This window comes from Pseudomonas sp. B15(2017) (assembly GCF_002113215.1).
In the GTDB taxonomy this organism is placed as follows: Bacteria; Pseudomonadota; Gammaproteobacteria; order Pseudomonadales; family Pseudomonadaceae; genus Aquipseudomonas.
This window is the reverse complement of sequence record NZ_NEJZ01000024.1, coordinates 41,464-53,375: the sequence shown is the minus strand read 5'-3', so window position 1 is coordinate 53,375 and position 11,912 is coordinate 41,464. Positions and strand designations below refer to the sequence as shown.

The window sequence follows — 11,912 nt, the reverse complement described above, 5'->3', positions numbered from 1 at the left end:
CTTTGTGGCAGCGAGCTCCCACAGTGGATAGGTGTTTGGCCAGGATTTGCGGCACACTTAAGCGACTACCAGACAAGGCCTTTCAATGGATCAATACGCCCCGCGCAACTGGCAGCCGCACGAGAAGCCCAGTCTGCCCGGTTCCCCTTCGACGCCGCTGCACTCCAACCCCAAGCGCCTGGCCTATGCGCTGGTCGGGTTGCTGGTGGCATTGACCGGCGGGTTGGGCAATTCGCTGGTGGTCGCCAACCTGCCTTATCTGCAAGGCGCGCTCGGGGCGACCACAGCGGAGATGGCCTGGCTGCCGGCGGCGTATGTGATGACCAACGTATCGATGAACCTGCTGCTGGTGAAGTTTCGCCAGCAGTTCGGTTTGCGGGCGTTCACCGAGGTGTTTCTGGTGCTGTACGCGCTGGTGACCTTCGGCCATCTGTTCGTCAATGACCTGAATTCGGCGGTCGCTGTGCGTGCGGCCCACGGCATGGTCGGTGCGGCGCTCAGTTCGCTGGGCCTGTATTACATGGTGCAGGCGTTCCCGGCCAAATGGCGGATGAAGGCGCTGGTGCTGGGGCTTGGCACTTCGCAACTGGCTTTGCCGCTGGCACGACTGTTTTCCGAGGATCTGTTGCAGATCGCCGAATGGCGTGGTCTGTACCTGTTCGAATTGGGCATGGCGCTGCTGTCGCTGGGTTGCGTGTTGATGCTCAAGCTGCCGCCGGGTGACCGGTTCAAGACCTTCGAGCCTCTCGATTTCCTCACCTTCGCGATCCTTGCCAGTGGCGTGGCGCTGCTGTGTGCCGTGTTGTCCCTGGGCAGGATCGACTGGTGGCTGGAAGCCGACTGGATCGGCATCGCCCTGGCCGCTTCAATTGTCCTGATTCTCGCGGGGCTGGCGATCGAACATAACCGCAGCAACCCGATGTTGATGACCCGCTGGCTCGGCAGTGGGGTGATGATCCGCCTGGCGCTGGCGGTGATCCTGATTCGCATGGTTATCTCGGAGCAGTCCACCGGCGCCGTGGGCTTCATGCAAAACCTGAACATGAGCAGCCAGCAGCTTCATAGCCTGTACGTGGTGATGCTGATCGGCAGCGTCGCCGGGCTGCTGACCAGTGCGCTGACCATCGACCCGAAACACCTGCTGATGCCGCTGATCGTCTCGCTGGCGTTGATGGCCACCGGCTCGATCATGGACAGCTCATCGAACAACCTGACCCGCCCCGGCAACCTGTATTTCAGCCAGTTCCTGCTGGCGTTCGGCAGTACGTTCTTCCTCGGCCCGACCATGGTGCTGGGTACGCGCAACGTGCTGACCAATCCGCGCAACCTTGTGAGTTTTTCGGTGTTGTTCGGGATCTGCAACAACCTCGGTGGCCTGATCGGCGCAGCGTTGCTGGGGACGTTCCAGATCGTGCGCGAGAAATTTCATTCCAGCCACATCGTCGAGCAACTGGTGATGTCCGACCCGCGCGTCGCCGCCCGGGTTCAGAGCGGCGGTTCGGCGGTCGGTTCCGTGATTGCCGACCCAAGCCTGCGCAACCTGCAAGGCATTCGCAGCCTGGCCAACGCGGCCACCCGCGAAGCCAACGTGCTGGCCTATAACGATGTGTTCATGCTGATCGCGGTGATCGCGATCCTGACCATGATCTGGATTTCCATCCGTGCGCTGTGGCTGATCAGCACCACCAGAACCGTCGCCCCGACACCTTCCGTACCTTCCAGCGGTGCCACTTCTTCATGACCGAACCGACTACCACGACCACCAATGCCATCGCCGCCACCCCTGAAGGCGTGGCGCCACCGTCATCACCGAACACCGAGCCGCGCTCGTTGCGGGTGCGGATCATCTCGTCGCTGGGCTTCGCCGCGATTGCCATCGTCGGTGTGTTGATCGTGCTGTATGCCTGGCAGTTGCCGCCGTTCAGCAGCGCGGTCGAGACCACCGAAAACGCCCTGGTGCGCGGGCAGGTGACGATCATCGGGCCGCAGCTCAGTGGTTACGTGTTCGAGGTGCCGGTGCAGGACTTCCAGTTTGTGAAGGCGGGCGATTTGCTGGTGCGCCTCGATGACCGGATCTATCAGCAGCGTCTGGATCAGTCGCTGGCGCAGCTGGCGGTGCAAAAGGCCTCGCTGGCCAACGTGGTGCAGCAGCGCAACAGCGCCGAAGCCACGATCAAGCTGCGGCAGGCGGTGGTGGCCGATAGCGAAGCGCAGTTGCGTAAAAGCGAGGCGGATCTGCGGCGCAACAAGGCGTTGGTCAATGACGGCTCCGTGTCCAGGCGCGAGATGGACGTGGCGCTGGCCGCCAACGCGCAGAGCATTGCGGCGCTGGCGCAGGCCAAGGCCAATCTGGAAATCGCCCGGCAGGATCTGCAAACGGTGATCGTCAATCGCGGCTCTCTGGAAGCGGCGGTGGCCAGTGCCGAAGCGGCGGTGCAACTGGCGCGGATCGACTTGTCCAACACGCGGATCATCGCTCCGCGTGACGGTCAGCTCGGGCAGATTGGCGTGCGTCTGGGCGCTTACGTCAACTCCGGGGCGCAGTTGATGGCGCTGGTGCCGGATCAAAAATGGGTGATCGCCAACATGAAGGAAACCCAGATGGATAACGTGCGGGTCGGGCAACCGGTGAGCTTCACCGTCGATGCGCTGAACCACCGCAAATTCACCGGCCACGTGCAGCACATCTCGCCGGGCACCGGTTCCGAATTCGCGTTGTTGCAGGCCGATAACGCCACCGGCAACTTCGTGAAAATCGCCCAGCGGGTGCCGGTGCGCATCACCATCGATCCGGATCAGCAGGAGAGCGAACGCTTGCGGCCGGGGATGTCGGTGGTGGTCAGCATTGACACGGCGGCGGGCGACACCCAGAAACATTGACCTCAGGCGGCGATCATCGGCGGCAGGGTGCCAAGCACCGAAACCGCCGCCACGGCGCCGATCCCCAGCAGCCATTCGAGCATGACGCTGCGCTTGAGGGTGTCGATCCGCTGTTCGCAGTCAAGGATGCGCAAGCGGTTGAACAGCGCCAGCCCCAACATCCCGAGCACCAGCAAGGCTTTGATCAGCAGGATCAGGGCAAATCCCGAGAACAGCGGCGTCGGCCACCACTGGCCGGTGAGGACGCGCACATTGATCAAACCGGTGATCAGCAGACCGGCAACCAACACGTAGCCGACCCCGCTGAAGCGCTGCAAGACGTAGCGCACCGTTTCGCCGGACTGGCGCAGGATCATCACCAGCATCAACAGCCCGCCGAGCCAGGCACCGACGCAGGTCAGGTGAATCACTTGATTGAGGATCAACATCTGGCCGCTGAAACCGTCGAGCATCGCCCCGTGTCCGACGGGTGCCAGCGTCATCAGCAGCAGCGCACTCAGGCCCAGCGGCAACGGCCGGTTCGAACGCCACGGCGTAAACAGCACTGCCAGCAGCAAGGCATTGACCAACAGATGCCAGCGCCAGACCTGGCCGAAAAATGTATGACCGAGGACCAGCTCGACAGTGGCCGGATCAAACGCCGCAGCCGCCGAACCGGCCATGCTGGCGGTAATCAGCAATGCCCAGACAACGCCGCTAACCAGCGCGATCGCCACCAGCCAACGAGCCATCCGCGCCAGATGCCGGTCCAGTGCCGGTGCTTCACCCTTGAGCAGAAGCGGCCTGAACAGCCAGGCCCCGAACAGCATCAACACCACGATGAAATGCAGGAACCGGCACAGCACCAGCGCTTCACTCATGAATTACTGGCCAACCTTGAACTGATAGGCGCCTTCGCTCTTGTGCGTGTCGACCGACACCGCGTGCCATTCGACCTTGTATTCGCCCGCGGTCAGCGGTGCTTCGGGGGTGACGATCAGGGTTTTCTTGTCGCCTTCGGTGGTCAGCGGTTTGACCGCCACCGGCTTGCCGTCGTGGGTCACGGTGACTTTGGTGAAGCTGGCTTCGACGCCTTCGGAAAACACCAGACGCAGATCCGCCGGTGCCGCGACGGTGCTGTCGGCGGCCGGGGTCTGACTTTTCAGATGGGCGTGGGCGAAAGCCTGAGAAGTGACAATCAGCGAAGCCAGCAGCGCGCCAGCGGTGAACAGGTTTTTCATCGACATGGAAAGATTCCCTTCAGTGAAATGGCGGGCTGAGTATAGAACCTGGATCACAAGGCTTTCAGGCGCATGTGAATGACCGGAAACGGCCGGCCTTCGCCGTCGAGTGCCGAGCGGCCGATGTCTTCGAATCCGTAGTGCTGGTAGAAGCCGTGGGCCTGCGGGTTCTGTTCGTTGACATCGACCTTCAGCAGCGGGCGGCGGACATGGTCGAGCAAGCGCCGGCCGATCCCCTGACCACGCTGAGCCGGGTCGATGAACAGCATCTGCACGGTGTCGTCGTCGGTGGCGATGAAGCCTGCCGGGGAGTGGTCGGGGTTCTCGAAAACCTGCACGTCCAGGGCTGGCAGGTAGGTGTCACGCACCAGCGGGAACAGCCGGTGGATGTCGTCTTCCGGGAGGAAATCGTGGGTGGCGCGGACCGAGCGCTCCCATAGCGCGGCGAGTTGCGGATCATCCGCAGCGATGCGCTTTCGAATGGTCATGGGCAGGATCCTTCAGTGTCTGACGGGAAGAAGGAGGGCGATCCTAAACCAGAAAAAAGCCCAAGTGTGTGAAGAATCGTTCTCGGCTGTCGCCCCTTGCCCAGAGCGGATGCTAGTCTTCAACAACGTTGTCTTCAGGGAGCCCTCATGGGCAATCACAAGATCGAAATCCGCCGCACCAACGTCGACAAGATTCTGCTGGCGGCGGAAAAAGTCTTCGCCGAAAAAGGTTTCGGTGGCACCGCCATGGCGGACATCGCTGCTGAAGTGCAGCTGCCGCGATCCAACCTGCATTACTACTTTTCAACCAAGAGCGAGTTGTACAGCGCCGTGCTGTTCGACCTGCTGGAGGTGTGGAAGCAGGACGCGCTGTGCTTCGAGATGTTCGACGATCCGCGCGTGGTGCTCAGCAGCTACATCCGCGCCAAGATGAACCACTCGCGCAGCCGGCCCTACGGCTCGAAAGTCTGGGCCAACGAAATCATTCACGGCGCCCCGACCCTTGGCGAGGCGCTGGATGTGAGCCTGTATGACTGGGCAAAGATGAAAGAGGCGAAGATCCGGCAGTGGGTCGAGGACAAGCGGATTCTGCCGGTCGAGCCGTCGAGCCTGCTGTACATGATCTGGGCGTCGACCCAGCACTATGCCGACTTTGATCATCAGGTGAATATCCTGAATGAGCATCAGCCGTTGTCGGATATGCAGTTCGAGCGGGCGGTACAGACGGTGACGAGTGTGATTTTGCGGGGGATTGGATTAGAGCCTTGAGCCATGTGCTGATCGTTCCCACGCTCTGCGTGGGAATGCCTCAAGGGACGCTCCGCGTTCCAGTGGGACGCAGAGCGTCCCGGGCTGCATTCCCACGCGGAGCGTGGGAACGATCTTCCAGCGTGGGAACGATCATTCAAGGGCTGACGTGATACGGGTTCCTCGGATCATGATTCCAGTCCAGAAACGGTTTGCCCGTCTCCATCGGCACCATCTCGATGCAGTTCGCCACCGGGCAGGTGATCTGGCACAGATTGCACCCCACACACTCATCATCGATGACTTCATATTTATGCGTGCCATCGGCCTGTTTCAGACTGCTGATCGCCTGATGTGACGTGTCCTCGCAGGCAATGTGGCAACGCCCGCAACCGATGCACGCCTCCTGGTCGATCTTCGCGATGACCTGATAGTTGATGTCCAGGTACTTCCAATCAGTCGTGTTGCCCACCGCACGCCCGGAGAACTCGGCGATGCTGGCGTAACCCTGACTGTCCATCCACCGCGACAAGCCATCCTTCAGTTCATCGACAATTCGGAAACCATGCAGCATCGCCGCCGTGCACACCTGCACCGCGCCGCTGCCCAGGGCGATGAACTCCGCTGCATCACGCCAGCTGCCAATGCCGCCGATGCCGCAGATCGGCAGGCCCTGGGTCTGCGGATCACGGGCGATTTCCGCGACCATGTTCAGCGCGATCGGCTTGACTGCCGAGCCGCAATAACCACCGTGAGTACTTTTGCTGCCGACGGTGGGCAGGGCGACCATGTGTTCGAGGTCGACGCTGGTGATCGAGTTGATGGTGTTGATCAACGACACCGCATCGGCGCCGCCCCGGTGCGCAGCGCGGGCGGCGACGCGGATGTCGGTGATGTTTGGCGTCAGTTTGACGATCACCGGCAGCGAGCAATAGGTCTTGCACCAGCGCGTGACTTGCTCGACGTACTCCGGCACCTGACCGACCGCCGCGCCCATCCCGCGTTCGGGCATGCCGTGGGGGCAACCGAAGTTCAGCTCGATGCCGTCGGCGCCGGTGGCTTCCACCAGTGGCAGGATGTGTTTCCACGACTCTTCGACGCAGGGCACCATCAGCGACACGATCAGCGCGCGATCCGGCCAGTCCTTTTTCACCTGAGTGATTTCCCGCAGGTTGATCTCCAGCGAGCGGTCGGTGATCAGTTCGATGTTGTTGATGCCCAGCACTTCGCGGTTGTTGCCGTAATGCGCCGAGTAGCGCGAGGACACGTTGACCGCCGCCGGGTCCTCACCCAGGGTTTTCCAGACCACGCCGCCCCAGCCCGCCTCGAAGGCGCGCACCACGTTGTAGGCCTTGTCGGTCGGCGGCGCGGAGGCCAACCAGAACGGGTTGGGGGCTTTGATTCCGGCGAAGACAATCGAAAGATCGGCCATTTACGCAGCCTCCACGTTGAGCATCAGTTGAGCGTTGATCGCCTCGGCAGCGCGTTTGCCGTGTTGCACCGCTTGCACGGCCAGGTCCTGATCGAGGCTGATGCAGTCGCCGCCGGCATACACGCCGGGAATGCTGGTGCGCAGGTTTTCATCGACCTGGATGCGTTCGCCCTGACGCTTGAGTTCGCGGGCCAGCGGGTCGGCGAGGGCGCTGCCGTCGAAGGCCTGACCGATGGCTTTGAAGATGGCATCGGCGGCCAGTTCGAAAGTCTCGCCGGTGGTTTGCAGGCGACCTTCCACCAGATGCGTGCGGGCGAAGCGCATGCCGCGCACCTTGCCTTGAGCATTGAGCAGCACTTCGTCCGGTTGCGCCCAGGTCAGCAACCGCACCTGATTGGCCTTGGCGATGTCCTGCTCATGGCCGGTGGCGCCCATGTCCGCCGCGCCACGGCGATAGACCAGATTGACGTCGCGCGCACCGAGACGGGCCATTTGCACGGCCATGTCGATGGCGGTGTTGCCGGCGCCGAGGACAATGCAGTGTTCGGCCAGCGGCAGTTGCGACAGGTCATCGGCCTGACGCAGCTCGCGGATGTAGTCGGTGGCGGCGAGCAGGCCGGGGGCGTCTTCGTGGGCCAGGCCGAGTTGTTTGCTCGCATTGAGGCCGAGACCGAGGAACACCGCGTCGAATTGCTGATGCAGTTCGCTCAAGGTCAGGTTTTCACCGAGTTTCTGGCTATGGCGGATTTCGATGCCGCCGATTTGCAGGAGGAAATCCAGCTCCTTCTGCGCGTAGTCGTCGACCAGTTTGTACTTGGCGATCCCGTATTCGTTGAGGCCGCCGGCCTTCTCCCTGGCTTCGAAAATCACCACGTCATGCCCGTGCATGGCGCTGCGATGCGCGCAGGACAAACCCGCCGGGCCGGCACCGACCACGGCGATGCGTTTGCCGGTGGCGGCGGCGCGCTGGAACGGGTGCTCGGTGAAGTGCGCGTTGTCTACAGCGTAGCGTTGCAGCAGGCCGATCAGCACCGGCGCGCATTCGTGGGCGTTGTTGCGCACGCAGGCTTGCTGGCAGAGGATTTCGGTCGGGCAGACCCGGGCGCAACTGCCGCCGAGGATGTTTGCCGAGAGGATTTTCTGCGCCGCACCCTGCACGTTGTCCTGATGGATATTGCGGATGAACGACGGGATGTCGATTTCGCTCGGGCACGCATTCACGCATGGTGCGTCGTAGCAATACAGGCAGCGCGAGGCTTCCAGATGCGCCTGACGGTCGTTGAGCGGCGGCGCCAGATCGCTGAAATGGCCGGCGAGGGCGGCCGCACTTTCGTGCGGATGCGGAAGATGGTTCAGGGTCTCGATCACGGTTTTTGCCTCACGGTTATTTGAGGTTTTCTGCCTCTGTCGGGCAGTGGTTTTGTGTGTTGTGTTTGATCGTTCCCACGCTCCGCGTGGGAATGCAGCCCGTGACGCTCCGCGTCACTGGACGCAGAGCGTCCCTTGAGGCATTCCCACGCAGAGCGTGGGAACGATCATCGGCAATCAGGGAATCAGCGCTTGACGGCCACAGGCCTATGCAACTCAGCCCGCTTGCTCAGCAAATCAAACACCGCCGGATACGCCGGACGCTCGATATACCGGCCCGCCCCGCGCTCGGCGCGCAGGTCGCCATCGGCCCAGACCACTTTCCCCTGGCTGACGGTATGGCTCGGCACGCCTGTTACGGTCTTGCCTTCGAAGATGTTGAAGTCCACCTGCTGATGGTGGGTCTTGGCGGAGATGGTGCGGGTGCCTTGCGGATCCCACAGCACCAGGTCGGCATCGGCGCCGACGCGGATCGCGCCTTTGCGCGGGTAGAGGTTGAAGATCTTGGCGGTGTGGGTGGAGGTGAGGGCGACGAAGTCCTGCATCGACAACCGCCCGGTGTTCACCCCTTCATCCCACAACACCGCCATGCGGTCTTCGATGCCGGCGGTACCGTTGGGGATCTTGCTGAAATCGTCGCGGCCGGCGGCTTTCTGCTCGGCGCAGAAACAGCAATGGTCGGTGGCGGTGGTGTGCAGATTGCCGCTCTGCAGCCCATGCCACAGTGCCTCTTGATGCCCGCGCGGACGGAACGGCGGGCTCATCACGTAACCGGCGGCGGTCTGCCAGTCCGGGTGCTGGTAGACGCTGTCGTCCAGCAGCAGGTGCCCGGCCAGCACCTCACCGTAGACCGGTTGACCCTTGCTGCGGGCATAGGTGATTTCGTCGAGGGCTTCTTTGGTCGAGACGTGCACCAGGTACAGCGGCGTGCCGATGGTTTCAGCAATTCGGATCGCGCGGCTCGCGGCTTCGCCTTCAACCTGCGACGGACGTGACAGTGGGTGCGCTTCCGGCCCGGTGATGCCCTGGGCCATCAACTTGCGTTGCAGGTGATAGACCAGCTCGCCGTTTTCCGCATGCACGGTCGGCACCGCGCCAAGTTCCAGGCAGCGCTCGAAGCTCGCCACCAGCGTGTCGTCGGCGGCCATGATCGCGTTCTTGTAAGCCATGAAATGCTTGAAGCTGTTGATCCCGTGATGGCTGACCAGCTCGGCCATTTCCTCGCGGACCTGCTCGCTCCACCAAGTGATCGCGACGTGGAAGCCGTAGTCGGACGCGGACTTTTCCGCCCAGCCACGCCACTGGTGAAACGCTTCGAGCAGCGATTGCTGCGGATTGGGAATCACGAAATCGATGATTGAGGTGGTGCCACCGGCCAGTCCTGCGGCAGTGCCGCTGTAGAAGTCTTCGCTGGCCACGGTGCCCATGAACGGGAGTTGCATGTGGGTGTGCGGATCGATGCCGCCGGGCATCAGGAATTGACCGCTGCCATCGAGCACTTCGGCGCCGGCGGGAATATCCAGGTTTTCACCAATGGCTTTGATCACGCCGTCAGCGCAATAGACATCGGCGCGGTAACTTTCATCATGGGTAACAACGGTGGCGCCACGGATCAACAGAGACATTCCGAGTTCCTCGCAGGCATGACCGACTTGTGCCGGTTCTAGATGTTTTATTGTTTGCAGCGTGAAATGCGTAATCTTGTCAGCGCTGTCAGGAATAGACGCTAGTCGCAGTTCTGCAATTGATCAAGATTATTTTTTATAAGCTTATGTATGTTTTAACTTGCTGAAAAATAACGATAAAAATGAAAAATCACCAAAATGGTGAGGCGCTTCACCATTTTGACGCACTTGACAGGTTGGAAATATGAGCAAGATTTCCTATGTGAAATCAGCCGCTCGAAGTTGAGCTGCGGGTGATGCGTTCTGAAGAAAAATATTGCAGTGCACCAGATTGAGTCCTGACAGTTCGGACAACTTGCCTGGCATTTGGCCTGAGTGTTCAGTCAAGTTTTCGCGGCCTCACCCGGTGAATAATTAAAACTGTTAAACATCAGTAAGTTGCAGGAAATAGAAAGCACGGCCCTGGCGCCAGGCGGTTCCCCCGGCACGTTTATTGATGCCGCCGCTGACACCATGGCCGGTGCATGAAAGTTGTCAGTTCCTCCGGCCATCGTCCGGCTCGCACCCGCGTGTGCAGCCGCCTGATGAGCAAAAAATAATCAGAAGAACAGTGGAGCGGCCATGCAACAGAACAGATCGCAAGTGACCGAGCGCGACGGCTTGTTCGAACTCGAAGCCGGCAGCGACGTCCTCGACAGTCCCCGTTACAACCACGACATGGCACCGACCAGGGTGCGCGAACGAACCTGGAACAAATGGCACATCACCGCGCTGTGGGTCGGCATGTCGATCTGCGTGCCGACCTACACTTTGGGCGGCGTGCTCACCGCCTATTTCGGTTTGACCGTCGGCGAGGCGCTGCTGGCGATTCTGTTCGCCAACATCATCGTTCTCATCCCGCTGACGCTGAATGCGTTTCCCGGCACCAAATACGGCATTCCGTTTCCGGTGCTGCTGCGCTCGTCGTTCGGGATCCTCGGCTCCAACGTGCCGTGCCTGATCCGCGCGCTGGTGGCCTGCGGCTGGTTCGGCATCCAGACCATGTTCGGCGGGCTGGCGATTCATCTGTTTCTCGGCTCGGTGTTCGAGGGCTGGAAATCCCTCGGCGGGACGGGGGAGGTGATCGGTTTCATGATCTTCTGGACGCTGAACCTCTGGGTGGTGATCCGTGGCGCCGAGTCGATCAAGTGGCTGGAAACCCTGTCGGCGCCGCTGCTGGTGGCAGTCGGTATCGGGTTGCTGGTGTGGGCCATGCCCAATGTGTCGATGACTGAACTGCTGGCGATTGCGCCGAAGCGTCCCGAAGGCGCGAGCGTGGTCAGTTACTTCGCTGCGGGACTGACGGCGATGGTCGGTTTCTGGGCCACATTGTCGTTGAATATTCCCGATTTCAGCCGCTATGCCCGCAGCCAGAAGGATCAGATCCTCGGGCAGATTTTCGGCCTGCCGCTGACCATGTTCCTGTTCGCCGCGCTGGGCGTGGTGATGACTGCGGCATCGGTGAAACTGGTGGGCGTCAGCGTTTCCGATCCGGTGACTCTGATCGGCCATATCCAGAGCCCGGTGTGGGTCGCGGTAGCCATGGCGCTGATCATCATCGCCACGCTGTCGACCAACACCGCCGCCAATATCGTTTCGCCAACCAACGATTTCCAGAACATCGCGCCCAAGGTCATCAACCGCACAAAAGCGGTGATCCTCACCGGGTTCGTCGGCTTGGCCTTGATGGGGCATGAACTGCTGAAAAAGCTCGGCTGGATCGTCTCCGATGTCAGCCTGGAAACCGTGTATTCGAACTGGCTGCTGGGCTATTCCAGCCTGCTCGGGCCGATTGCCGGGATCATGGTGGTCGACTATTTCCTGATCAAGAAACAGCAACTGGACCTGGCCGGCCTGTATCGCGACGACGTGTACCCGGCGTGGAACTGGTCCGGGTTCATCGCGTTCGGCGTGCCGGTGGCGCTGACCCTGCTGTCGCTGGGCAGCAGCGCATTCAGCTGGTTCTACAGCTACGGCTGGTTCACCGGCTCGGCGCTGGGCGGGTTGATCTATTACGGGTTGTGCGCGATGCGTACGACGCCTTCGGTAGTGAAATCACCGGTGTAGCAGATGATCGTTCCCACGCTCTGCGTGGGAATGCAGCCCGGGACGC

At 61.4% G+C, this 11,912-nt stretch carries 10 protein-coding genes; 4 read left to right on the top strand and 6 right to left on the bottom strand.

The window, feature by feature from the left end:
• The first annotated feature begins 85 nt into the window (after positions 1 to 85).
• Both CAF73_RS27345 and CAF73_RS27340 read left to right on the top strand, forming a co-directional pair.
• Positions 86 to 1,741 (top strand): MFS transporter, encoded by a 1,656-nt coding sequence (locus tag CAF73_RS27345; protein WP_085687569.1) that lies wholly within the window; start codon positions 86 to 88, stop codon positions 1,739 to 1,741.
• Complete coding sequence (locus CAF73_RS27340) at positions 1,738 to 2,880, top strand: HlyD family secretion protein (protein ID WP_085698153.1); 1,143 nt, start codon at positions 1,738 to 1,740, stop codon at positions 2,878 to 2,880. Before CAF73_RS27345 ends, CAF73_RS27340 begins: the two co-directional genes overlap by 4 nt.
• A gap of 2 nt (positions 2,881 to 2,882) precedes the next feature.
• Here CAF73_RS27340 and copD read toward each other — a convergent pair whose 3' ends face one another.
• The 3 genes from copD to CAF73_RS27325 are packed head-to-tail and all read right to left on the bottom strand — an operon-like array spanning position 2,883 to position 4,588.
• Entirely contained in the window at positions 2,883 to 3,740 is an 858-nt protein-coding gene (gene copD, locus CAF73_RS27335) for a copper homeostasis membrane protein CopD (RefSeq protein ID WP_085705052.1), read from the bottom strand.
• Between the two features lie 3 nt (positions 3,741 to 3,743).
• Positions 3,744 to 4,106, bottom strand: a complete 363-nt coding sequence (gene copC / locus CAF73_RS27330) for a copper homeostasis periplasmic binding protein CopC (RefSeq protein WP_085698155.1) — start codon at positions 4,104 to 4,106, stop codon at positions 3,744 to 3,746.
• A gap of 47 nt (positions 4,107 to 4,153) precedes the next feature.
• Positions 4,154 to 4,588: a GNAT family N-acetyltransferase gene (locus CAF73_RS27325; protein ID WP_085698156.1), complete on the bottom strand. Its 435-nt coding sequence runs from the start codon at positions 4,586 to 4,588 to the stop codon at positions 4,154 to 4,156.
• 147 nt (positions 4,589 to 4,735) lie between these two features.
• On the opposite strand from CAF73_RS27325, the gene CAF73_RS27320 reads away from it, so the two are divergent.
• On the top strand, positions 4,736 to 5,356 hold the full coding sequence (locus tag CAF73_RS27320) for a TetR/AcrR family transcriptional regulator (protein ID WP_007952885.1): 621 nt from the start codon (positions 4,736 to 4,738) through the stop codon (positions 5,354 to 5,356).
• Between the two features lie 136 nt (positions 5,357 to 5,492).
• On the opposite strand, the gene preA is transcribed toward CAF73_RS27320, so the two are convergent.
• From preA to hydA, 3 genes are all read right to left on the bottom strand, one after another.
• A complete protein-coding gene (preA, locus tag CAF73_RS27315) occupies positions 5,493 to 6,767 on the bottom strand; it encodes an NAD-dependent dihydropyrimidine dehydrogenase subunit PreA (protein ID WP_085705050.1) in 1,275 nt (424 codons plus the stop codon).
• Entirely contained in the window at positions 6,768 to 8,135 is a 1,368-nt protein-coding gene (locus CAF73_RS27310; protein WP_085705048.1) for an NAD(P)-dependent oxidoreductase, read from the bottom strand.
• A gap of 185 nt (positions 8,136 to 8,320) precedes the next feature.
• Entirely contained in the window at positions 8,321 to 9,760 is a 1,440-nt protein-coding gene (gene hydA, locus CAF73_RS27305) for a dihydropyrimidinase (protein WP_085705046.1), read from the bottom strand.
• A gap of 621 nt (positions 9,761 to 10,381) precedes the next feature.
• Here hydA and CAF73_RS27300 point away from each other — a divergent pair.
• Positions 10,382 to 11,866, top strand: coding sequence for an NCS1 family nucleobase:cation symporter-1 (locus tag CAF73_RS27300; RefSeq protein WP_085705044.1), 1,485 nt, complete (start codon positions 10,382 to 10,384; stop codon positions 11,864 to 11,866).
• Positions 11,867 to 11,912 lie beyond the last annotated feature (46 nt).